The 22,343-nt window shown below is 71.6% G+C and carries 23 protein-coding genes; 12 read left to right on the top strand and 11 right to left on the bottom strand.

The annotated features are described in order from the left end of the window. Positions 1-18: 18 nt before the first annotated feature. Positions 19-264, bottom strand: coding sequence for a zf-HC2 domain-containing protein (locus V6R91_RS25830; protein WP_067248159.1), 246 nt, complete (start codon positions 262-264; stop codon positions 19-21). Beyond that, positions 261-944: a sigma-70 family RNA polymerase sigma factor gene (locus V6R91_RS25825; RefSeq protein ID WP_157518235.1), complete on the bottom strand. Its 684-nt coding sequence runs from the start codon at positions 942-944 to the stop codon at positions 261-263. The genes V6R91_RS25830 and V6R91_RS25825 overlap by 4 nt, the downstream gene beginning before the upstream one ends. 61 nt (positions 945-1,005) lie before the next feature. Here V6R91_RS25825 and aroA point away from each other — a divergent pair, with 61 nt between their 5' ends. Genes aroA through bcp form a run of 3 tightly spaced genes read left to right on the top strand, consistent with a single transcriptional unit; the run spans position 1,006 to position 3,930 of the window. Further along, on the top strand, positions 1,006-2,361 hold the full coding sequence (gene aroA, locus V6R91_RS25820; RefSeq protein ID WP_336397593.1) for a 3-phosphoshikimate 1-carboxyvinyltransferase: 1,356 nt from the start codon (positions 1,006-1,008) through the stop codon (positions 2,359-2,361). Next, positions 2,358-3,407 (top strand): ribosome small subunit-dependent GTPase A, encoded by a 1,050-nt coding sequence (gene rsgA, locus V6R91_RS25815; RefSeq protein ID WP_271061874.1) that lies wholly within the window; start codon positions 2,358-2,360, stop codon positions 3,405-3,407. The genes aroA and rsgA overlap by 4 nt, the downstream gene beginning before the upstream one ends. A 46-nt stretch (positions 3,408-3,453) precedes the next feature. After that, positions 3,454-3,930, top strand: a complete 477-nt coding sequence (bcp, locus tag V6R91_RS25810; RefSeq protein ID WP_271061873.1) for a thioredoxin-dependent thiol peroxidase — start codon at positions 3,454-3,456, stop codon at positions 3,928-3,930. 18 nt (positions 3,931-3,948) lie between these two features. Here bcp and V6R91_RS25805 read toward each other — a convergent pair whose 3' ends face one another. Then, a complete protein-coding gene (locus V6R91_RS25805; RefSeq protein ID WP_271061872.1) occupies positions 3,949-4,377 on the bottom strand; it encodes a hypothetical protein in 429 nt (142 codons plus the stop codon). A 245-nt stretch (positions 4,378-4,622) separates the two neighbouring features. Here V6R91_RS25805 and V6R91_RS25800 point away from each other — a divergent pair, with 245 nt between their 5' ends. Beyond that, a complete protein-coding gene (locus V6R91_RS25800; RefSeq protein WP_067248175.1) occupies positions 4,623-4,871 on the top strand; it encodes a WhiB family transcriptional regulator in 249 nt (82 codons plus the stop codon). A gap of 102 nt (positions 4,872-4,973) precedes the next feature. On the opposite strand, the gene V6R91_RS25795 is transcribed toward V6R91_RS25800, so the two are convergent. Both V6R91_RS25795 and V6R91_RS25790 read right to left on the bottom strand, forming a co-directional pair. Next, positions 4,974-6,458 carry a sensor histidine kinase gene (locus tag V6R91_RS25795; RefSeq protein WP_271062936.1) on the bottom strand — a complete coding sequence of 495 codons (1,485 nt, stop codon included), beginning with the start codon at positions 6,456-6,458 and terminating at the stop codon, positions 4,974-4,976. A gap of 54 nt (positions 6,459-6,512) precedes the next feature. Continuing rightward, on the bottom strand, positions 6,513-6,899 hold the full coding sequence (locus V6R91_RS25790; protein ID WP_067248180.1) for an Rv3235 family protein: 387 nt from the start codon (positions 6,897-6,899) through the stop codon (positions 6,513-6,515). Between the two features lie 125 nt (positions 6,900-7,024). Here V6R91_RS25790 and V6R91_RS25785 point away from each other — a divergent pair, with 125 nt between their 5' ends. Then, the gene (locus V6R91_RS25785; protein ID WP_271062937.1) at positions 7,025-7,621 is read left to right on the top strand and encodes a hypothetical protein; all 597 of its coding nucleotides are present in this window, start codon (positions 7,025-7,027) and stop codon (positions 7,619-7,621) included. A gap of 34 nt (positions 7,622-7,655) precedes the next feature. Here V6R91_RS25785 and V6R91_RS25780 read toward each other — a convergent pair whose 3' ends face one another. Continuing rightward, positions 7,656-7,928, bottom strand: a complete 273-nt coding sequence (locus V6R91_RS25780) for a helix-turn-helix domain-containing protein (RefSeq protein ID WP_336397592.1) — start codon at positions 7,926-7,928, stop codon at positions 7,656-7,658. A 97-nt stretch (positions 7,929-8,025) separates the two neighbouring features. Between V6R91_RS25780 and V6R91_RS25775 the strand changes: the two genes are divergently transcribed. Continuing rightward, the gene (locus V6R91_RS25775) at positions 8,026-8,643 is read left to right on the top strand and encodes an SAF domain-containing protein (RefSeq protein WP_231821244.1); all 618 of its coding nucleotides are present in this window, start codon (positions 8,026-8,028) and stop codon (positions 8,641-8,643) included. Further along, positions 8,643-9,920 carry an AAA family ATPase gene (locus V6R91_RS25770; RefSeq protein ID WP_336397591.1) on the top strand — a complete coding sequence of 426 codons (1,278 nt, stop codon included), beginning with the start codon at positions 8,643-8,645 and terminating at the stop codon, positions 9,918-9,920. The genes V6R91_RS25775 and V6R91_RS25770 overlap by 1 nt, the downstream gene beginning before the upstream one ends. An 8-nt stretch (positions 9,921-9,928) precedes the next feature. Here the strand turns inward: V6R91_RS25770 and V6R91_RS25765 are convergent, their stop codons facing one another. From V6R91_RS25765 to secA, 3 genes are all read right to left on the bottom strand, one after another. Next, complete coding sequence (locus V6R91_RS25765; RefSeq protein WP_336397590.1) at positions 9,929-11,152, bottom strand: pyridoxal phosphate-dependent aminotransferase; 1,224 nt, start codon at positions 11,150-11,152, stop codon at positions 9,929-9,931. Between the two features lie 9 nt (positions 11,153-11,161). Next, complete coding sequence (locus V6R91_RS25760; protein ID WP_219086830.1) at positions 11,162-11,866, bottom strand: GntR family transcriptional regulator; 705 nt, start codon at positions 11,864-11,866, stop codon at positions 11,162-11,164. 89 nt (positions 11,867-11,955) lie between these two features. Further along, on the bottom strand, positions 11,956-14,763 hold the full coding sequence (secA, locus tag V6R91_RS25755) for a preprotein translocase subunit SecA (RefSeq protein ID WP_336397589.1): 2,808 nt from the start codon (positions 14,761-14,763) through the stop codon (positions 11,956-11,958). Between the two features lie 205 nt (positions 14,764-14,968). Between secA and V6R91_RS25750 the strand changes: the two genes are divergently transcribed. The 5 genes from V6R91_RS25750 (at position 14,969) to V6R91_RS25730 (ending at position 20,669) form a co-directional block, all read left to right on the top strand. Continuing rightward, a complete protein-coding gene (locus tag V6R91_RS25750) occupies positions 14,969-15,577 on the top strand; it encodes a PadR family transcriptional regulator (protein ID WP_336397588.1) in 609 nt (202 codons plus the stop codon). Between the two features lie 59 nt (positions 15,578-15,636). Beyond that, positions 15,637-16,959, top strand: coding sequence for a hypothetical protein (locus tag V6R91_RS25745; protein WP_271062621.1), 1,323 nt, complete (start codon positions 15,637-15,639; stop codon positions 16,957-16,959). A gap of 446 nt (positions 16,960-17,405) precedes the next feature. Next, on the top strand, positions 17,406-18,002 hold the full coding sequence (locus V6R91_RS25740) for a TetR/AcrR family transcriptional regulator (RefSeq protein ID WP_271062622.1): 597 nt from the start codon (positions 17,406-17,408) through the stop codon (positions 18,000-18,002). Next, the gene (locus V6R91_RS25735; protein WP_336397587.1) at positions 17,999-19,444 is read left to right on the top strand and encodes an MFS transporter; all 1,446 of its coding nucleotides are present in this window, start codon (positions 17,999-18,001) and stop codon (positions 19,442-19,444) included. Before V6R91_RS25740 ends, V6R91_RS25735 begins: the two co-directional genes overlap by 4 nt. 22 nt (positions 19,445-19,466) lie before the next feature. Next, positions 19,467-20,669 (top strand): M20 metallopeptidase family protein, encoded by a 1,203-nt coding sequence (locus V6R91_RS25730; protein WP_271062624.1) that lies wholly within the window; start codon positions 19,467-19,469, stop codon positions 20,667-20,669. A gap of 170 nt (positions 20,670-20,839) precedes the next feature. On the opposite strand, the gene hpf is transcribed toward V6R91_RS25730, so the two are convergent. Both hpf and V6R91_RS25720 read right to left on the bottom strand, forming a co-directional pair. Next, positions 20,840-21,496, bottom strand: coding sequence for a ribosome hibernation-promoting factor, HPF/YfiA family (gene hpf, locus V6R91_RS25725; RefSeq protein WP_271062682.1), 657 nt, complete (start codon positions 21,494-21,496; stop codon positions 20,840-20,842). 88 nt (positions 21,497-21,584) lie between these two features. Beyond that, positions 21,585-22,340, bottom strand: coding sequence for a ComF family protein (locus tag V6R91_RS25720; protein ID WP_336397586.1), 756 nt, complete (start codon positions 22,338-22,340; stop codon positions 21,585-21,587). Between the last annotated feature and the right edge of the window lie 3 nt (positions 22,341-22,343).

Below are 22,343 nucleotides of genomic sequence, written 5' to 3'. Positions count from 1 at the left end.
CCGCCCTCGCGGTACCGCTCAGTGCGCGGTGGCCTGGACGGCGCGCAGACGCGCCAGCACCTGATCGCGCAGCTCCTCCGGTGCCGTCTCCTTGCACGCGCGGGAGATGACCTCGGTCAGCGTCGTCGCCACCAGGGCCTCCTCGCGGCAGGACGGGCAGGACTCCAGATGCGCACGGATGTCGGCGTGCTCGGTCTTGCACACCTCGTCCCGCAGGTACTCCTCCAGATCCCGCCGCGCCTTCTCGCAGCCACAATCGTTCATTTCTTGCTCCTCGTGCCGGCCGCGGAGATGCCTCGCTCCGCGGCGTAGTCCGCCAGCAGCTCCCGGAGCATGCGTCGTCCGCGATGCAGACGGCTCATGACGGTGCCGATGGGCGTCTTCATGATGTCGGCGATCTCCTGGTAGGCGAAGCCCTCGACGTCGGCGAGGTACACCGCCAGCCGGAAGTCCTCCGGAACGGCCTGAAGCGCATCCTTGACGACGGACGCGGGCATGCGATCGATGGCCTCCGCCTCCGCCGAGCGGCTGTGCGAGGCGGTGGTCGACTCGGCCCCGCCGAGCTGCCAGTCCTCGAGCTCGTCGATCGTGCCCTGGTGCGGCTCGCGCTGGCGCTTGCGGTAGATGTTGATGTACGTGTTCGTGAGGATGCGATACAGCCACGCCTTGAGGTTCGTCCCCTGCGTGAAGCTCGACCACGAGGCGTACGCCTTGACGAACGTCTCCTGCACGAGGTCCGCGGCGTCCGCCGGGTTCCTGGTCATCCTCATGGCCGCCGCGTAGAGCTGGTCCATGAAGGGGATCGCCTGCTCCTCGAACTCCTGCCGCGCGTCCGTCTCGCCCGTCGCCGTGATCGCGGGCGCGTCCTCCGATGCCTGGTCATCCATCGCCAGCCAGTCTAGGCCGTCGGGGTCCACGACCACGGGTTCGAGCGTCGCGATCATCGGTCGCCTTCCTGGGATCCGCCGGCGCTGCGGGAACAGCGCTTCAGTAGGGTAGGAACCGATGAGCGACGACAGGTATTCCCCCTCCCCGGCCCCGCCGCACGCCGGGCGCTATCCCGCGCCCGTCGCCACGACGCCGCTGGCGAGCACCGTCTCGGTGCCCGGCTCCAAGTCACTCACCAACCGCGAGCTCGTCCTCGCCGCGATCGCCGACGGCCCCGGGCGCCTGATCGCGCCGCTGCACTCGGACGACTCAGCGCGCATGGTCCAGGCGCTGCGGGCGCTCGGCGCCGCCATCGAGGAGGTCCCCGGCGCCGGAGCCGGCCCGGATCTGCAGGTGACCCCCTCCGCCATCCGCGGCGGCTCCACGATCGACTGCGGGCAGGCGGGCACGGTCATGCGCTTCATCGCCCCGCTGGCGGGTCTGGCGGACGGCGACATCACGCTCACGGCCCACGAGACCGCCCTGCACCGGCCGATGGGGGCGATGATCCATGCCCTGCGCGATCTCGGAGTGGACGTCGACGACGAGGGAAGCTGGTCCCTCCCGTTCACCGTCCGCGGACACGGCCGGATCCGCGGCGGCCGCGTGGAGATCGACGCCTCCGCCTCCAGCCAGTTCGTCTCCGGGCTGTTGCTCGCGGCACCGCGCTTCGACGTCGGGCTGCACCTCGTCCACACCGGCGAGCGGCTGCCCAGCATGCCGCACATCGACATGACCGTGGAGGCTCTGCACCGCCGCGGCATCCACGTGGAGCGTCCGGCACCCGGGGAGTGGGTGGTGGAGGCGGGCGCGCCGCGGGCGAAGGAGCTGCCGATCGAGCCCGATCTGTCGAACGCGGCGCCGTTCCTCGCGGCGGCGCTCATCGCCGGCGGGGAGGTCTCCGTGACCGGCTGGCCCGCGCACTCCACCCAGCCGGGAGCCCTGCTGCCGGATCTGCTCTCCGCGCTCGGCGCGCACACGTCCCGTCGCGGCGGCGTCCTGACGGTGCGCGGCGGAGAGCGCATCCACGGCGCCCAGCTGGACCTCTCCGCGGCCGGTGAGCTGGCGCCCACCTTCGTCGCCCTGGCCGCGTTCGCCGATGCACCGACGACCCTGCGCGGGATCGGGCACATCCGCCTCCATGAGACGGATCGCATCGCCGCGCTGTCGGGGAACCTGCGCGCGCTCGGAGGCGACGTCGAGGAGCTCCCGGACGGGCTGCGGATCACACCGGCGCCGCTGCACGGCGGGGTGTGGCCGGCACACCACGACCACCGGATGGCGACCACCGGCGCGCTGATCGGTCTGCGCGTGCCCGACGTGGAGATCGACGACATCGGAACGACGGCCAAGACGCTGCCCGGCTTCACGCGCCTCTGGGAGGACATGCTCGCCGGATCCTCGGCGCCGATCGTCGGGGGCGCCTCCGCGTGAGCTGGCTGGGCGACGACGACGAGGACGACTTCGACGACTACGACGAGGCGCGGATCCGGACGCGTCCGAACCCGAAGGCCAACCGCCCGCGCACCAAGCGACGTCCCGCCCACGCGGAGGCCGAGGTGGGTCGGGTGCTCGGCGTCGACCGCGGACGCTACGCGGTCCTCCTCGGCGAGGGCACGAACGAGGAACGCACCGTGACGGCCGCCCGCGCCAGGGAGCTGCGGCGCACGCCGATCGTCACCGGGGACCAGGCCCGCGTGGTCGGGGACGTGAGCGGCGACGAAGGCACGCTCGCCCGGATCGTGGGAATCGTCGATCGCACGTCGCTGCTGCGACGCAGCGCCGACGACACCGATCAGGTGGAGCGCGTGATCGTGGCGAACGCCGATCAGATGCTCGTCGTGGTCGCCGCGGCGGACCCGGAGCCGCGCGAACGCCTCGTGGACCGCTATCTCGTCGCGGCGCTCGATGCGGGGATCCGCCCGCTCCTGGTCGTGACGAAGACGGATCTCGCCGACCCCGGTGCGTTCCTGACGCACTTCGACGGGTTGGACGATCTCCGCGTGTTCACCAGCGCTCGCGGGCACATGCCCGTCGAGGACATCGGCGCCGCCCTGGTCGGCCATTCGACCGTCTTCGTGGGTCACTCGGGCGTCGGCAAGTCCACGCTGGTGAACGCGCTCGTGCCCGGAGCCGACCGGGCGACGGGACACGTCAACGAGGTCACCGGACGGGGGCGGCACACATCCTCGTCCACGGTGTCGCTCCGGTATCGGGGGCCGCACGGGTCCGGGTGGGTCATCGACACGCCGGGCGTGCGCTCGTTCGGCCTCGGTCATGTCGACCCCGCCAACATCCTCGCCGCGTTCACCGAGCTCGCGGCCATCGCCGAGGACTGCCCTCGCGGCTGCACGCACCTTCCGGACGCCGAGGACTGCGCGCTCAACGAGGCGGCGGCATCGGGGGGACTCAGCGAGGCGGGGCGTGCTCGCCTGGACTCCCTGCAGCGCCTCCTGGAGACGTTCGGAGACCGCCCCTGAGCCCCTCCCCCAGGCCTCCGGTCGTCAGGCCGACTACGCTGGGACCGTGACGACTGAGCGACTCGAACCCGGAACGCCCGCCCCCGACTTCACGCTGAGCGACCAGGACGGCTCCCCCGTCTCCCTGGCCGACCTTCGCGGCCGGAAGGTCGTCCTCTACTTCTATCCCGCGGCGATGACGCCCGGCTGCACCACGCAGGCGTGCGACTTCCGCGACAGCATCTCGTCCCTGCAGGGCGCCGGGTACGAGGTCGTCGGCGTCTCCCGCGACGAGCCGGCCAAGCTGAAGGAGTTCCGCGAGCGCGACGGCCTCACGTTCACGCTGCTGAGCGATCCGGACCACGCGGTGCACGAGGCCTACGGGGTCTGGGGCGAGAAGAAGAACTACGGCAAGGTCATCCAGGGCGTCATCCGCTCCACCTTCGTCCTCGACGAGCAGGGCATCGTCACCCACGCCCTTTACAACGTCAAGGCCACCGGGCACGTGGCACGTCTGCGCAAGACCCTCGGCATCGACGCCTGATCAGGCTCGGCCGGCCGGTCAGCGATCGGCCGGCGGATCCTGGCCGTCGGGCTCCTCCAGGAAGCGACGGCGGGCTCGCGGCCCCTCCCTCCGCGTGAGCAGGAACAGCAGCACGATCCCGAGCGCGCCGGGAACCCCCACGGCCAGCACGAAGGCGGTCGGGAAAGGACGCACGGACAGCGCGCTGAGCGCGGTCGCGACGGCGAGGATCTGCAGCACCATCCCGCCGGAGCGCCCCCAGGAGCGCCCGCGCAGCACGGCGATCGCCATGGCGACGAGCCCCAGCCCCCCGATGGCCGTCAGCACGATCAGCGCGAGCGCGGACGGCAGGGACGCCGCGTCCCCGGCACCGAGCTGGAAGGCCTCGATCAGGGCGATCACGACGAGCGCGATCCCCTCGAGCGCCAGCAGTGCCGCCGTGACGATGGTGAGCTTCGAGGCGCGCATGGCCCTCCCGGTGTCGATGCTCCGCCCTGCCGATGCGCGGGCACGACGGACGGAGTGCGGAAAAACCCTTGATCATACGAGTTTCATGTAAGAGAATAGATCACAGCCATGTGCTCCCACAGCGGCGTGGGGCGAGCATCCGCTTGCAGTTCCCCTATGCATGACCGCGGGCAGCGCACCCGAACGTCGCCCGTTTCCGGAGTGCGCGTACGCGCGCTCATACGAATCCACACCGAGGAGCCCCCATGGATTGGCGCGACAAGGCCGCCTGTCTCACCGTCGACCCCGAGCTGTTCTTCCCCGTCGGGAACACCGGACCCGCCGTCGACCAGATCGAGAAGGCGAAGGCCGTCTGCGCCCGCTGCACCGTGACCGAGATCTGCCTGCAGTACGCCCTCGAGTCCAGCCAGGACTCGGGCGTGTGGGGCGGTCTCTCCGAGGACGAGCGTCGCGCGCTCAAGCGCCGCGCCGCCCGCGCCCGCCGCGCCTCCTGAGCCCCTTCGGGGCGTCTTCCCGCTGTTCGGGGCCCGTTCCGGACACCCGCGGCCCCATCCGGCGCCCCGATCCCCGGCCGTCCGCCCCGACGTGCGGATGCGTCAGGACCGGACCCAGCGCATCGGGATGTCGATGGTCACCTCGGTGCCTTCGCCGTCCGTGCCCTGCCAGTCGATGGTCCCGCCGAGCTCACCCTGGATCAGGGTGCGGATGATCTGCGTGCCCAGGCCCTGGCCGATCCGCCCCTCGGGCAGGCCGTGCCCGGTGTCGCGGACGATCACCCGCAGGTTCTCGTCCGTCCGCTTGGCCTCGATCGTGACCACGCCCTCCTGGCCGGCGAGCCCGTGCTCGACGGCGTTCGTCACGACCTCGGTCAGGGCGAGGGCCAGCGGCGTCGCATAGTCGCTCGGAAGCACGCCGAAGCGCCCGCTCGACTGCGTCCGCGCCCGCGTGTTCGGCGCCGCGGCGACCTCGGCCACGAGCTTGAGCACACGGGCGAAGACCTCGTCGAAGTCGACCTTCTGCGCCAGTCCTCCGGCCAGGGTGTCGTGCACCACGGCGATCGACTCCACCCGTCGCATGGCCTGGGTCAGCGCGTCCCGCGCCTCCTCGGAGTGCGTGCGCCGCGCCTGGATCCGCAGCAGCGAGGCCACCGTCTGGAGGTTGTTCTTCACTCGGTGGTGGATCTCCCGGATCGTCGCGTCCTTCGTGATGAGCTCCTGCTCCTGGTGCCGGAGCTCCGACACGTCGCGGCACAGCACGATCGCGCCGATCCGCGTGCCGTGGTCCCGCAGCGGGATCGCGCGCAGCGACACCGTGACACCGCGCGCCTCGACGTCCGTGCGCCACGGCGCCCGGCCGGTGACCACGACGGGGAGCGACTCGTCGACCTGACGCGTGGCCGGGAGGATCCGGGCGGTGACCTCCGCCAGGGACTCCCCCTCGAGCTCGTCGTCGAAGCCCATCCGGTTGAAGGCGGACAGCGCGTTCGGGCTGGCGAAGGTCACCACCCCGTCCACGTCGATCCGGATGAGACCGTCCGAGGCGCGCGGGGCTCCGCGCCGCGGAGACGTGGGGGCGGCCAGGTCGGGGAACTCCCCGCTCGCCACCATGCGGAACAGATCGTCGGCGCACTCGTTGAAGGTGATCTGCTGGCGGGACGGCGTCCTCGCCTCACCCAGGTTGGTGTGCCGGGTGAGCAGGCCGATGACCCGCGGTGCGACGCCCTCCTGCACGCGCTCGCGGACGATCGGCACGGCGCGCACACGCGTCGGCGTCTCCTCGAACCAGTCCGGGGACGACGAGTCCACGATGTGCGCGGTGTCGAACGCCTCCTGCACCTGCGTGCGCCACTGGGGCCGGACGCGTTCGCCGACGATGTCCCGATAGAAGAGCGTCGCCGCGCCGCTCGGCCGGGTGTGCGCGACCGCGATGAACGAGCCGTCCGAGGTCGCCACCCAGACCACGATGTCCGCGAAGGCGAGGTCCGCCAGCAGCTGGCCGTCTCCGGCGAGACGGTGGAGCCATTCGACGTCGTCGTCGTTCAGGCAGCCCTGGGCATGCACGAGGTCACTGAGAGTCGACACCCTCTCAGCCTACGGCCCGCGCAGGATCGACCCGTCCGCGGCCGCTGTGCGTCGTCAGAGGACCGCGAGCGTGGTGACCCGCCATCGCCGGTCGTACCCTTCCAGCCGGATCGCCACGGCGCGGGTGCGGGCCGGACCCGCCACCACGATGGTCGCCTCGACCACACCGTCCGCGGGCGCGGAGCAGCGCGTGGACAGGATCCGGTACACCGGGCGCGTCGGCGCGACCCGGCGCGCGCTGCGTGCCCGCGCCGACAGGTTGGCGCGCGTGACGAGCGCCGCGTACGCCTCTTCCGTGAACCAGCGGGCGAGCTGCTCGACCTCGCGCACCCCGGCGAGGACCTCCAGAGCGCCCTGCGTGAGGCTGCGCAGCAACGGCAGCGGATCGGGCAGCTCGGCGGACGAGGTCGGCTGCGGCGCGAAGTCTTCGTACAGTGCCATCGATGGGCCCTCCCGGGATCGGACCTTCGAAGTAGAGCACGGGCCCGGGGCGCCGAACGGGCTGCGCGAGGAGGAATGTGGATAACGCGTACGCGCGAATGCGATGGTCCTCTACGCTCGGCCGGATGGCATGGGAGCACCTGTTCGAGGACCTCGAGGACCAGCTCGCCTCGGGGTGGGAGGCGCAGCGGGCCGCGCTGGACGCGGAGTCCGAACGGCTGCGCATCGCCCGGCTGGAGCTGCGCACCCGGCTCGGCGCGCTGGCCCGCAGCGCCACCACGGTCACCGCCACGCTCGTCGACGCCACCACGGTCCGCGGGCGTCTGTGCGGGGCGGGCGCGGACTGGGCCGCGCTCGTCCCGACGGGAACGTCCGCGATGACGGTGCTCCCCCTGACCGCCGTGACGCTGTGGGGTCTCGACCACGGCGCGGTCCTCGACAGCAGCACCGACGGAGAGCCGCTGACGCCGCTGCAGGAGCGGATGACGCTCGGCTTCGTCCTGCGCGACCTCGTCCGCCGCCGCGCCGGCGTCACCGTCCGGATCCGGGGCGGACTCGTGCTCGCGGGGACGATCGACAGAGCCGGCGCCGATCATCTCGACCTCGCCCTGCACGACGCGGGAATGCCGCGCCGCACTCAGGCGGTGCAGGGGTTCCGCCTCATCCCGCTGGAGGCGCTCCTCAGCATCCGCACCGAGGGTCCGACCCGCCTGCGCGCCTGACGGCCTCCGCGTGGGGAGCCGGGTCCTCGCACTGTCAGCGCCGGACCGACGGACCCCACAGCTCCGGAAAGCTGGCGGCCTCGGCCTGGCGCCACAGCGCGGCTCGCCGGCTGTCCTCGATCTGCGCGTCGAGATAGTCGGCGATGCTCTCCTCGTCGACGCGCCATCGCGCCGGGACTCCGACGCGGACCCCGCGCAGCCGCCCCTGAAGCACGAGGTCGATGACCTCGTCGACCTCGATCGCGAGCAGCTCGGCGACCTGTGCCGGCGCGAGGAGGGGCGCCTGCGGCGGGGGGTCCTGGGACATGCGACCATTGTCCTCCGGCACGCCGTTTCCGGTCCGAGGCCTGCCCTGCTGTGGATAACTCCGTCGACACATGGCCCCGTTCTGTGACGATGTCCGGATGATCTCCGTACGTTCCTCCCGTCGCCCCTGGGCGGATCTCCGCTTCCTCATCGGGCTGGCCCTCATCGCCGCCTCGGTCGGGGGCGTGTGGCTCGTCGTGTCCGCCGCCCGGCAGACCGCCCCGGTGCTGCAGGCCACCCGTGTCATCGTCCCCGGGCAGGCCCTGACCTCCGCGGACGTGCGCGTCGTGGACGTGGCGCTCGCCGCCGCCGGGGACAGGTACCTCACGCCGACCTCCCTGGAGCCAGGATCCGTCGCCACGCGCACCATCGAGAACGGCGAGCTGGTGCCCGCCGCGGCGACCGCACCGGCGGACTCGACGTCGGTCACCTCGATCGTCGTGGACAGCGCCATCGCCGTCCCGCCGTCGATCGTCCCGGGCAGCGTCGTCGAGGTGTGGACCGCACCGCCTCTCCCCGACGGGCCGGGCTTCGCGCCGCCGAGGATCCTGCTGGCCGACGCCACCGTGGCCGCCGTCACCCGCGAGGAGAGCATGCTCGGCGGTTCCCGGGCGTCGCTGGAGCTGGTCGTCGACCGCGCCGAGGTCGGAGACGTCCTGGGCGCGATCACCGACGGCTCGGCGATGTCCGTCGTGCCGGTGCGGAAGCACCCCTGATGGCCGTTCTGCTCGCCCTCGACGAGGTCGTCGCGCAGGACCTGCGCGACGACCTCCCGCTCGCCGGGCACGTCGTCGCAGAGTGCATCCCCCCTTCCGTCCTCGCCGAGCGGATCGGTCGGGGACGGGCCCTGACCGCCGCCGGCCCGGTCCAGGCGGTGATCATGCCCGCCGATCGCGCGCTCGTCGGGACCACGCTCCTCTCCGCCTGCGACCGCGCCGGCGTGCGCATCCTCCTGCTGGGCGACGGCGAGCGGGCGCGACGGCTCGCCCGTCGTCACGGTCTCGCCGATCCGCTGCCCGCCGACGCCACGGCCTGGGCCATCGCGGATGCGCTCGCGGCCGCGAACCGCGCGGGCCTCGCGCCGCCGACGGACCCCACCGACGAACCGCCGAGAGCGGGACGCCTCATCGCGGTCTGGGGGCCGCACGGCGCTCCGGGCCGCACCACGGTGGCCGTGCAGCTCGCAGCGACGCTCGCAGGATCCGGATCGGTCGCTCTCGTCGACGCGGACACGCACGCACCCGCGATCGCGCTCCTGCTGGGCATCGACGACGACGCGCCCGGCCTCGCGGCCGCCTGCCGCCGCGCCGAGCGCGGTCAGCTCGACGGAGCGGAGCTGAGCCGACTGGCCCGTCCGGTCGAGACGGCGAACGGAACACTCGACGTCCTCGCGGGCCTGAATCGACCGTCCCGCTGGCCCGAGCTCTCCACGGATCGGCTCCGTGCCGCGCTCACGGTCTGCCGGGCATGGGCCGACACCACGATCGTCGACGTCGCCGCGGGGCTGGAGGCGGACGAGGAGCTCCTGAGCGACCTGAGCATCCCCTCACGCAACGCCGCGACACGGACCGTCCTCGACGAGGCGGACCATGTCCTGGCGGTCGCCGCGGCGGACCCGCTCGGTGTCGCCCGGTTCGTCCGGGACTACCCCGAGGTCCGCGCGCACGCCGCCGACGCGCGCATCTCGGTCCTGGTCAACCGGCTGCGACCCGGTCCGCTCGGAATCGACGCCCGCGGACAGGTCCGGCGGGCGCTCGACCGGTTCTCTGGAATCTCCGACGTGCAGTTCCTGCCGGCGGATCCGAAGGGGTCGGACGCCGCGCTCCTGCATGCGCGGCCGGTCTCCGACGTCGCGCCGCGCTCTGCCTTCGCCGCCGCGATACGCCGCGTCGCCGCATCCCTGGAACGTGCGGACGCGCCGCTTGCCCCCTCCCCCGCCGGCGCGTCCGGCCGCCGCCGACGCAACGGGCGGCGGCCGGACGCACTCCGGTGAGCGCGGACCTACTGGCGGTAGCTGGAGAGGAAGTTGCCCAGGCGCTCGATGGCCTCGGTGATCACCCGCGGCTCGGGCAGGGTCACCACCCGGAGATGGTCCGGGGTGGGCCAGTTGAACCCGGTCCCCTGCACCAGCAGGATGCGCTCGGCGACGAGCAGGTCGTAGATGAGCCTGGCGTCGTCGTGGATCTCGTGCACGTTCGGGTCGAGACGCGGGAAGGCGTACAGCGCGCCCGCCGGCTTCACACACGAGACCCCCGGGATCGCCTCCAGGCCTTCCCAGGCCGCGTCGCGCTGCTGGTGCAGCCGTCCGCTGGGCGCGATGAGGGCCTCGATCGACTGCACCCCGGACAGCGCCGCCTGGACGGCGTGCTGCGCCGGCACGTTCGGGCACAGCCGCGTCGACGCCAGGAGCGTGATGCCCTCCAGGAACCCGCGAGCGTGCTCCTTGGGCCCCGTGATCGCGAGCCAGCCCGACCGGTACCCCGCCACGCGATAGGTCTTGGACAGCCCGTTGAAGGTCAGGCACAGCAGGTCCGGCGCGAGCGTCGCCGTCGGGATGTGCACGGCGTCGTCGAACAGGATGCGATCGTAGATCTCGTCGGAGAGCAGCAGGAGGCCGTGCTCGCGCGCGATCTGCACCATCCCGGCCAGCACCTCACGGGAGTACACCGCGCCCGTGGGGTTGTTCGGGTTGATGATCACGAGCGCCTTCGTCTTCGGCGTCACTTTGGAGCGCAGGTCCTCCAGATCCGGGTTCCAGCCGTTGTCCTCGTCGCAGAGGTAGTGCACCGGGGTACCGCCGGCGAGGCTCGTCATGGCCGTCCAGAGCGGGTAGTCGGGCGCGGGAATGAGCACTTCGTCGCCCTCGTCGAGGAGCGCCTGCATCGTCATCGTGATGAGCTCGGAGACCCCGTTCCCGAGGTACACGTCGTCCGGGTCCAGCGGCGGGAAGCCGTCGACCTCCTCATAGCGGCTGACGACCGCCCGGCGCGCCGAGACGATCCCCTTGCTGTCGCTGTACCCGTGCGCGGTCGGGAGGGTCGCGAGCATGTCCTGCACGATCTGGGGCGGGGCCTCGAACCCGAAGATCGCCGGGTTGCCGGTGTTGAGCTTGAGCACCGCGTTGCCCTCTGCCTCCAAGCGCGCCGCCTCGATGAGTGCGTTGCCGCGGATCTCGTAGAGGACGTGCTTCAGCTTGGACGACTGATCGAACTGGCGTGGTGTCATCGCCCAAGGCTACCGCCCGGCGAGGGCCTCCTCGGTCGGGTCGGCGCTCTCCGCCCGGGTGCGCACCGCCGCCGCGTGCGCTTCCCTCTCACGGCGGCTGCTGGCGATGTGCGCGGCAGCGAGCTCGGCGGCGCGGTCGCCGTCGCGGAGGCGCACGGCGTCGAACAGCCCCAGGTGCTCGTCGCCCATGTGCTGCACGTCGCTGTGCTGGGACAGCGCCCACCGCAGCCGGCTGCGGATGCTGCGCATCATCGCCCGCAGCAGGTCGTTCTCACTGAGGTCGGTGACGATCTCGTGGAAGTCGGCCGCCGCGCGACGGGCGAGGACGTCGTCGCCCGCACGCGCCGCACGCTGTTCGGCGGTCAGGCATCGGTGCAGCCGCTCGAGCCCCTCGCGACGGTGGCGTTCGGCGGCCAGACGGAACGCCAGGGGCTCGAGCACCCCTCGCACCTCGTCGAGGTCCGTCATGTCGGCATCCGTGAACTCGCGGACGACCGCCCAGGTGCGCGGGCGCAGCTCCACCAGTCCCTCGGCGTCCAGCTCCTTGAGCGCGTCGCGCACGGGCACGCGGCTGACGCCGATCTCAGCGGCGAGGTCGCGTTCGATGAGTCGGCTTCCCGGGGCGCGCTCGCCGTCGAGGATCGCGTCCCGAAGCCAGGACGCGACCCGCGTGGATTCGAGCTCACGGTCGTCGGCGGTGGTCACGGGGGCCATTCTTCCACTCCGTTGGCGTTCCGGACGGCAGCGCCCGCCCGCAACGACGACGGCCGGCCCCGAGGGGCCGGCCGTCGTATCGTCTCCCGCTACTTCTTCTTCGCCTGGGCGCGCCGCTCGGCGCGGTTCCCGGCGGGCGCGTCCTGCTCGACCCGCTGGCCGAAGGCGCCGCGCGCGGCCGACGCGGCCGGCTCCTCGGCCTCCTCGCCGCCCTGAGCCGCACGGGCGGCCGCCTGGCGCATCCGGTCCGTGGCCGCCTGCTGCACCTGGCCCCGGTCGTTGCGGACCTCCACGTCCCCGGCGTCGTTGGGCGCCGAGTACTCCAGCCGCTGCTCGGACCCGGCTCCCACCAGGCCCTTCGCCTCGACCTCGGCGACGCCCTCCTCACCGGCGCGGCGCACCTCGACCTCGAGGTTGTAGAGGTAGCCGACCGACTCCTCCTTGATCTGTCCCATCATCGACTGGAACATCGCGTAGCCCTCGCGCTGGTACTCGACCAGCGGGTCGCGCTGCGCCATGGCGCGCAGGCCGATGCCGTCCTTGAGGTAGTCCATCTCGTAGAGGTGGTCGCGCCAGCGGCGGTCGAGGACCTGCAGCACCACCCGGCGCTCCAGCTCGCGCGTGGCGGCCTCGCCGAGCGTCTGCTCGCGACGCTCGTACGCGATCAGGGCGTCCGAGAGGAGCTCCCGCTTGAGTCCCTCGGCGCTGATGCCGCCCTTGCGTCCGCCGGCCTCCGCGACGACCTCATCGATCGTGACGCCGACAGGGTAGAGCGTCTTCAGCTCCGTCCAGAGGCTGTCGAAGTCCCAGCTCTCGGTGTGCCCCTCGGCGGTGTGGTCATCCACGACCGCCGTGATGGCGTCCTCGATGAAGTGGCGGACGCGGTCCGCGATGTCGTCGCCCTCGAGGATGTGCCGACGGTCGGCGTAGATCGCCTCACGCTGGCGGTTCAGCACGTCGTCGTACTTCAGGACGTTCTTACGCATCTCGGCGTTGCGCGCCTCGACCTGGCTCTGCGCGCTGCGGATCGCGCGGGTGACGAGACCGGACTCGATCGGCTGGTCGTCCGGGAAGTTCGAGCGCGCGAGGATCGCCTCGGCCGCCCCCGACTGGAACAGCCGCATCAGGTCGTCGGTGAGGCTGAGGTAGAAGCGGCTCTCGCCGGGGTCGCCCTGACGACCCGACCGTCCGCGGAGCTGGTTGTCGATACGGCGGGACTCGTGACGCTCGGTGCCGAGGACGTACAGCCCACCGGCCTCCGCGACCTTCGCGCCCTCCTCGGCGACCGTGGCCTTCATGGCCTCGTACGTCTCGTCCCAGGCGGCCTCGTACTCCTCCGGCGTCTCGACCGGGTCGAGACCCTTGCCCTTGAGCTCCTGCACCGCGAGGAACTCCGCGTTGCCGCCGAGCATGATGTCGGTGCCTCGTCCGGCCATGTTCGTGGCGACGGTGACGGCGCCGAGGCGTCCGGCACGCGCCACGATCTCCGCCTCGCGCGCGTGGTTCTTCGCGTTCAGGACCTCGTGTTTGATGCCCTTCTTGGACAGCAGCCGCGACAGGTACTCGCTCTTCTCCACGCTGACGGTGCCGACCAGGACGGGCTGCCCCTTGGCGTGACGCTCCGCGATGTCCTCGACCACCTGCGCGAACTTGGCCGTCTCGTTCTTGTAGACGAGATCGGCCTTGTCCTTGCGGATCATCGGCTTGTTCGTCGGGATCTGGACGACGCCCAGCTTGTACGTCGACATGAACTCCGCCGCCTCGGTGTCGGCGGTACCGGTCATGCCGGCGAGCTTCTCGTAGAGGCGGAAGTAGTTCTGCAGCGTCACCGTGGCCAGGGTCTGGTTCTCGGCCTTGACCGGGACGCCCTCCTTGGCCTCGATCGCCTGGTGGATGCCCTCGTTGTAGCGGCGCCCCACGAGGATGCGCCCGGTGTGCTCGTCCACGATCATGACCTCGTCGTTCATCACGACGTAGTCGGTGTCGCGCTTGAACAGGGCGAGCGCCTTGATCGAGTTGTTCAGGAACGAGATGAGCGGGGTGTTCGCGGACTCGTAGAGGTTGTCGATGCCGAGGTAGTCCTCGACCTTCTCGATGCCCGGCTCCAGCACGCCGACGGTGCGCTTCTTCTCGTCGACCTCGTAGTCCTCGCCGGCCTCGAGGGTCTTCGCGATCTTCGCGAACTCGGTGAACCAGCGGTTGGCCTCCCCCGACGACGGGCCCGAGATGATGAGCGGCGTCCGGGCCTCGTCGATGAGGATCGAGTCGACCTCGTCGACGATCGCGAAGAAGTGACCGCGCTGGACGAGGTCCTCCTTGCGCCAGGCCATGTTGTCGCGGAGGTAGTCGAAGCCGAACTCGTTGTTCGTGCCGTAGGTGATGTCGGCGGCGTACTGCTCACGGCGCACGTCCGGCGTCTGCCCGGAGACGATCACGCCCGTGGTCATGCCGAGGGCGCGGTACACGCGGCCCATCAGCTCGGACTGGTACGACGCGAGGAAGTCGTTCACAGTGATGACGTGGACGCCGCGTCCCGCGATGGCGTTGAGGTAGCTCGGGAAGGTCGCGACGAGCGTCTTGCCCTCACCGGTCTTCATCTCGGCGATGTTGCCGCCGTGCAGGGCCGCGCCGCCCATGATCTGCACGTCGTACGCCCGCATGCCGAGGGTCCGCTTGGCCGCCTCGCGGACGGCCGCGAAGGCCTCGGGCATGAGCTGGTCGAGGGTCTCGCCCTTCTCGAACCGCTCCCGCAGCAGCGCCGTCTCGCCCCGGAGGTCCTCGTCGCTGATCTTCTCGAAGTCCTCCTCGAGGGCGTTCACGGCCTTGACGACCTGACCCAGACGACGCAGGGTCCGACCTTCGCCCGCGCGCAGCAGCTTCTCAAGAGGATTCGCCACGGATGTCTCTCCTTGTGGTGGATGAAGCACGGCACGCAGAGGCACGCCGAACACATCCACCCATGTTACCGGCGCGTGACCTTGGCATCGCCTCCGAACTTCGCGCTCCGCGGACATCCGTCGCCGGACACGCCGCCGGTCGCGACGTGCAGACGCGCGGAGGCCCATCCCTATACTCGGAAACAGTTTCCGAGAAAGGGGACAGATGTCGGTCCGCCAGAGCCTCCTCGCGATCCTCGACCAGGGCCCCTGCTACGGGTACCAGCTGCGGGCGGAGTTCGATCGGCGCACGGGATCCGCCTGGCCTCTGAACGTCGGCCAGATCTACAACACCCTGGAGCGCCTGGAGCGGGACGGCCTCGTCGCGCGCGGCGAGCCGGACGAGCAGGGACACGTGTACTGGCGGATCACCCCGGCCGGCTCCGCGGACGTCGCCGCCTGGCTGGACTCCCCGGTCCTGCGCGAACAGGCGACCCGGGACGAGCTCGCCATCAAGCTCTCCGTGGCCGCCACGCTCCCGGGCGTGGACGCCGCCGAGGTCATCCGCCGCCAACGCGAAGCCTCGTCCGCCCGCTTGCAGGACCTCCGGCGGACGACGCGCGCCGGTGCCGATCCGGAGGGGCCGGAGGATCTGGCCCGATCCCTCGTGCTCGACTCGATGATCTTCGCCGCCGAGGCGGAGCTGCGCTGGCTCGACCACGTCGAGCAGCGCCTCGCCGCCCATCCCCGCCACGCGATGGCCCTGGAGCTCGCCACCGAGCGCCCCAAGCGGGGCCGGCCCGCGCGATCGGCCCCGGCGGCGGTGCTCGCCTGATCGCGCACAGCGAAGCGGAACCCCAGCCGCGACATATCGGGACCTCGTAGGATCGACTCATGGCCGGGTTCTGGGGCAAGAGGAAACGTGAGCAGGAGGCGCTGCAGGCGCAGGACGACGATCTCGCACGGCGCGCCGAGCAGGCGCTGGTCTCCGCCGATGAGCGGATCCGCACGGCCGGCGACGAGGTCGCCTTCGCCGTCGCCGAGCTGGGCGAGTCGCTGACCAAGGACTTCCGCGAGGCGCTCGACGCCGTGCGCTCGCACATGCGCGAGGCGTTCCAGCTGCATCAGCTCAACCACGACGAGATCCCCGACACGGCCGAGGAGCTTCGCACCCGCAACGCGCGCATCGTCCAGCTGTGCGAGTGGGCGGAGGACCTCATCGATGAGAAGTCCTCCGCGCTCGCGGAGTCCGTCTCGCGCGTGCGCCGCGCCCCGGAGATCACCGCGCAGGTGCGCACGGACGCCGCTGCCCTCGCCGAACGCCTCCCGCACGCCCGTCAGACGATCGAACGACTGAGCCGCCGGTACTCGGACGAGGCGATGCTGCAGGTCTCCCGCAGCGCCGACGAGGCCGAGCAGCTGATCGCCTTCGCGCAGCACGGCGCCGACGTGTCCGAGCGCCGCCGCTCCGCACGCCAGAACGAGGAGGCCGTACTGGCGCTGGAGACGGCGACGGAGGCCGTGCGCCGCGCCGGCGTGCTGCTCGACGCGGTCGAGGACTTCGAGATCGAGGCGCTGCGTGCGGAGTCCACCCTCGCCGAAGTCGTCACCGACTCCCGCGAGGACATCATCGCCGCACGATCCGTCGCCTCCGTCCCCGCCGTGGGCGAGGCGCTGCGGGCGCTGGAGCGGGCTCTGGCGGCCCTCCCCCCGGCCGGCACGCGCTCGGATCCGTTCGCCGAGCTGTCGCAGCTGCGCGCCGCGAACACGGCGCTGGACGAGGCGGTGGCCAAGGCGCGCTACCGGGCCGAGAACCCGTTGCCGTCCGTCGAGCACGTGCAGCACGCCATCGACGACGCCGACCGGCAGCTGGGCGTGGCGCGTTCGCTGATCGCGGGCCACCGCGGCTGGATCGGCGCCGACGCTCGCACCCGGCTGGCCGAGGCGGAGCGGCTGCGCGTCGACCTTCCCGCGCTGCTTCCCGCGGAGGACACGCGCGAGCAGGCCCTCGCCGCCGCGCGCCGGGTGGCTCAGCTCGCCGCCGAGGCGCTGCAGCTCGCGCAGCGCGACATCGACTCCTCCCGGCCGGATCAGGGCTGGGGCGGCGGTGACTCCTGGGGCGGCGGCGGTCGTCGCGGCCCCGGCGGCGGCGACATCGTCTCCGGCGTCCTCGGGGGCCTCGTCATCGGCAGCATCCTGGACGGCATCTTCGACTGAGGCCCTGCGCCGGGGCCCGTACGCCCCGCCCCGCTCACGCGAGATCAGGCGAACGCGTCACTCGGGATCAGGCGAACGCGCGACATCAGGCGATCCTGCTCTCTCGCCGCCTGATCTCGCGCGTTTGCCTGATCTCGCGCGTTCGCATGTTTCCCTGACATCTCCTGTGCCTGCGTCGATGCAGACCCCAGAGCTGCTCCCCTCACCACGCGAGATCAGGCGGACGCGCGGGCCCAGGCGATCCTGCCCGCCAGGCGCCTGAACTGGCGCGTTCGCCTGATCCGGCGTGCTGCCGTCTCGTCCCTTCCCTGGCCGCTGTCCCGGCTGAGGCCACCACCGTGACGCGACGCCCCTCGCTCGGCGAGGAACGTCGCGGGTGGGAGCCGCGTCCCTGCACCGGCGACATCTCGTTGACATACGGACGGTTCGTCCCGTAAGTTCCCGATATGCCGCAGAACAGCGACGCGATGGGGCGCCCCACCGACGAGGAGCTCACGGAGCGGATCCTCACGGAGACCCGCGATCAGCTCGCCAGGGACGGCTACGCCGGGCTCCGGATCGATCGGATCGTGCGCGCCGTCGGCTGCGGCAAGTCGGCGGTGTACCGCCGGTACCCCGACAAGGCGTCCCTCGTCGCGGCGGCCGTCATCCATGTGTCGGCGCTCGGCGAGATCCCCGACACGGGTTCCGTGCGCGAGGACCTCCTCCGCCACGCGATGCAGAACCAGCGGACGCAGTCGCAATCGCCCTCCCGCATGATCGGGCTCGTCCTCTTCGACCCCGAGGTCTTCCCCCTGATCTGGGAGGGCTTCCTCTCCCACCGGCGTGACGCCGGTGTCCTGATCCTCGACCGGGCCATCGCCCGCGGGGAGCTCCCTTCGAACACGGCGCGGGACATCATCCTCGACGCCATCGCCGGCCTCACGCTGTACCACCAGACGGTCAAGGGCCACCGCGTCTCCCCCGACGACTACCGCGGGGTCATCGACGCGCTCATCCGCACTCCGCCGCTCCAGGCCGACCCGGAGACCCCATCCCCGTGAACACACCTCAGACGACCGGCCTTCCCATCGCCGGCTCCCGCGCCCGCAGCGTCGTGGGCTTCCTCATCTTCTGCGAACTCGCCAGCGGCTTCACGCAGGGGTTCTATCCGCCGCTGCTGAAGGACTTCGCTCTCCACCTCGGCGTCTCCGACGCCGACATCACCTGGTTCCTGACGCTGCAGACGCTGGCGGCCGCGGTCTGCGTGCCGCTGCTCTCCAAGCTCGGCGACATCTTCGGACACCGCCGGATCCTGCGCATCGCGATCGTCTCCGTGCTCATCGGCACGCTGATCACCGCCCTGGTGCCGAGCTATCCCGTGGTTCTCGCCGGCCGGCTCCTGGTCGGCCCGCTCGCCGTATGGCTGCCGCTGGAGATCGCCCTGGTGCACAACCGCATCACCGGAGACCAGGCACGCAAGGCCATCGGCCTGCTGGTGACCTTCCTCACGGGAGGGGCGATCCTCGGGACCTTCGCCGCCGGCGGGATCTCGGCGATCTCGCCGAACATCTCCGTCACGATGCTCGCCCCGGTGGTCCTCGTGCTCGTCTCGGCCTACGCCGTGTTCTTCAAGGTCCCCGAATCCGCGAACCGGACGAGCACACGCATCGACTACCTCGGCTTCGCCGGCATCGCGGTCTTCATGATCGCGGCGCTCATCGGACTGCGCTTCGCCGGTTCGGGCGGGTTCCTCAGCGCTCCGACGCTCGTCGCCCTCGGGGTCGCCGTCCTCGCCTTCGCGCTGTGGGTGGTGTGGGAGCTCCGGACCCCGACACCCGCCGTCGACGTCCGGCTGGTCGTCTCCCGGCGTGTGGGGCCCATCTACCTGGCCGCCCTGTGCTTCGGGATGGTCATGTTCGGAGGGCAGGCCCCGATGTCGACCTTCCTCGGATCCCGCCCCGACGTCGAGGGCTACGGATTCGCGGCGACGCCCGGGCTGATCTCCCTGGTGGTGGGCTCCGTGACGATCCTGGCGACCGTCGGCGCGGCGCTCTTCAGCCTGCTGGCCGCGCGGATCGGGATCCGTACCGTCCTGCTGTCCGGGGCGGCTCTGTCCGCCGTCGGGAACCTGCTGGTCATCCCGCTGCACACCTCCCTGGGCGGCTACCTCACCGCCGCGATCGTGCAGGGCCTCGGCTACGGCCTGCTGCTGGGCGCCTTGCCAGCACGCCTGGCCGAGCTCGCCCCGGCCGACGCGACCGGCATCGCCGCGGGCGTGTACAACTCCCTGCGCACGCTCGGCGGATCGCTGGCCGGAGCGATCTTCGCCGCCCTGCTGGGGGCGGCACTGGTCGCCGGCACCGCGTACGCGTCCGTCGAGGGCTACATCGCCATCTGGGTGTTCAGCGGCGCGGCCTTCGTGGTGTGTTTCGTGGCCCTGATGTTCCTTCCGCGCGAAGAGCGCTCCCCCGTTCCGGCGACGACGCCCGCCTCCGCCCGCTGACCCGACCTCCGAGGAGACCGACATGACCATCCCCGCCTTCGCCACCGAGGCCGCTGACATCCTTCCCGACCTGCAGACCCTGCGACGGGACCTGCATGCGCATCCCGAGCTCGGCCTAGAACTGCCCGAGACCCAGCGACGGGTCCTGCGCGATCTCGAGCCGCTCGGGCTGGAGATCACCCTCGGCGAACGGCTGAGCTCGATCGTGGCGGTCCTCCGTGGCGGGCGTCCCGGCCCCACCGTGCTCCTGCGCGGGGACATGGACGCCCTCCCGGTCGTCGAGCAGACCGGCCTCGACTACGCGGCGACCAACGGCCGGATGCACGCGTGCGGGCACGACCTGCACACCGCGGGGCTCGTGGGCGCGGCGCGTCTTCTCGCGGCGCACCGCGAACAGCTCGCCGGAGACGTGCTGTTCATGTTCCAGCCCGGCGAGGAGGGATACGGCGGGGCCAAGATCATGCTCGAAGAAGGCCTCCTCGACGCCTCCGGCAGCACCCCCGTCGCCGCGTACGGCATCCATGTCGCCCCCGGGCCGCGGGGACTCTTCGTCACCCGCGCCGGAGCGGTCGCCGCGGGATCGAATCAGCTCACCGTCACCGTACGGGGGCGCGGAGGACACGGGTCCCAGCCGCACCAGGTGCTCGACCCGGTCCCCGTCGCCGCCGAGATCATCCTGGCGCTGCAGACCTTCGTGACCCGCCGGTTCAACGCGTTCGACCCGATCATCCTGTCCGTCACGCAGCTGGAGGCGAGTGACGCCGTGAACGTGATCCCGGAGACGGCGACGCTGCGCGCGACGGTGCGGACGCTGTCGGCGGAGTCGCTGTCGCGTCTGCAGGAGGAGGCGCCGCGCTTGGCCGAGCACATCGCCGCCGCGCACGGGCAGACGGCGGAGGTCGACTTCGAAGTGATGTACCCGGTCACGATCAACGACGCGGCGGCGACCGACGAGGCACTCGCATGGCTGGGCGAGGAGTTCGGCGCGCAGCGCGTGCAGACGATGCCCACCCCCGGCATGGGTTCCGAGGACTTCTCGTTCGTGCTGAACGAGGTGCCGGGGACCTTCGTGATGCTCGCCACCACGCCCCCGGAGGTCGACGTGGAGACAGCGGAGTTCAACCACTCTCCGCGAGTGCTGTTCGACGACGCGGTCCTGGGCGACCAGGCGGCCGCCCTCGCGACCCTCGCGTGGCGCAAGCTCGCCGCGCTCGCCGCGTCCTGACCGCTCGGAGCTGATCCGCCACACGCGAGATCAGGCAGACGCGCGGACTCAGGCGATCACGCGCTCTGGGCGCCTGAACTCGTGCGTTCGCCTGAACTCGCGCAGGCACAGGACGCACGATGCGGCCCGGGGCACAGCGCCCCGGGCCGCATCGTGCGTCCGGCCGTGCGTCAGGAGGCGAGCTCCTCGGCCGGGGCCGCCTGGGTCGTCAGCGAGATGACGCCGTAGTCCCAGCCCTTGCGCCGGTAGACGACGCTGGGGTGGTCGGTGCGGGCATCGACGAACAGGAAGAAGTCGTGCCCGACGAGCTCCATCCGATCCACGGCCTCCTCGACCGTCATCCACTCGGCGTCGAAGTTCTTGGTGCGGATGACCACCGGGGAGTAGCTCTCCTCGTCGTCTCCCGCGATGGGGATCTCGCCCGTCGCGACGGCGTGCAGCACATCGGCGGGCGCGGGGCGGACGTCGATGCCGGTCAGCTCTCCGCTGCCCTTCTCGAAGTGCGCTCCCCTCGGGTGGTTGCGGCCGTCCACGCGCTTCTCCTTGGCGCGGCGGACCTGCTCCATGAGCTTGTCGATCGCCATGTCCAATGCGGCGAACTTGTCGCCGTCTCGCGCCTCGGCGCGGATCACCGGACCGCGCCCGACCAGGGTGAGCTCGACGGTCTCGTCCTCGACCCGGCCGTTCCGATAGGACCGATGGGTGACCTTGACGTCGAGGCGTTGGGCCTTGGTCGCGAGGGTCGCGATCCGGGCCGTCTTCTCCTCGACGACCGTCCGGAACCGATCGCTGATGCTCACTCCCACACCGACGATGTTCGTTTCCATCCCTGACCTCCTTGTCCCGGTCCTCCCGGCCAAGGGCGGACCGTGGTCGCCTTGTGAACCCCTACCGTAGTCGCGGACGCGCGACCTGTCACCACCCGGATGCCCGTGTGTCGCCGCCGCCCGCGCCGCCCCGGTGCGCGTCGTCCGCCCACCCCGGCCGCACGAGCCCGGCACCCGGCGGCGTCGCGGCGAGCACGACGCCGCCGACCACGCGGAACCCGGCGGCTCCGAGCGCCCGCGCCGCCTCGTCGAGCGTCGCGCCGGTGGTCACCACGTCGTCGACGACGAGGACCGACCATCCGTCTCCCCCGCCCCGCGCCCGCATGCTGCCCGCGACGTTGCTCCGCCGTTGCGCCCTCCCGAGCCCTCGCTGATCCCGCACCCGCCGGGTCGGGGTCAGGATCCGGCGCACCTGACCGCCCGTCCTGCGGGCGAGCAGCTCCGGGAGGCGGAACCCGCGACGCCGGAAGGACGCGTGCGAGGTGGGCACCGGGACGACGAGGTCGATGGGATCCGCATCCGGCGGGAACGTGGCGAGGCACGCGCCCGCCGCCTCTCGCATGGCGGGAACGAGGGCGGGCAGCAGGCTGGTCCGCCCGTGCTCCTTGATGTCGCGGACGACCTGCGCGACGACGCCCTCGTATCGCAGCCCCGCGTGCACCGGCAGGCCGTCCGGCGTCCGCACGCGCACCGGTTCGGGGCGGAGCTGGGCCCGGCAGGTCGTGCACAGCGAGGTCGTCACCGCCCCGCACCCTGCGCACTCCGCCCCGAGGAGCATGTCGGCGATGTCCGCGCCGAGCAGTCTCAGGCGGTCACGCGGCGATGGCCGAGTGTTCTGGTCCATCCC

This window comes from Microbacterium sp. CCNWLW41 (assembly GCF_037083505.1).
This window is presented reverse-complemented; position numbering and strand designations above follow the sequence as displayed.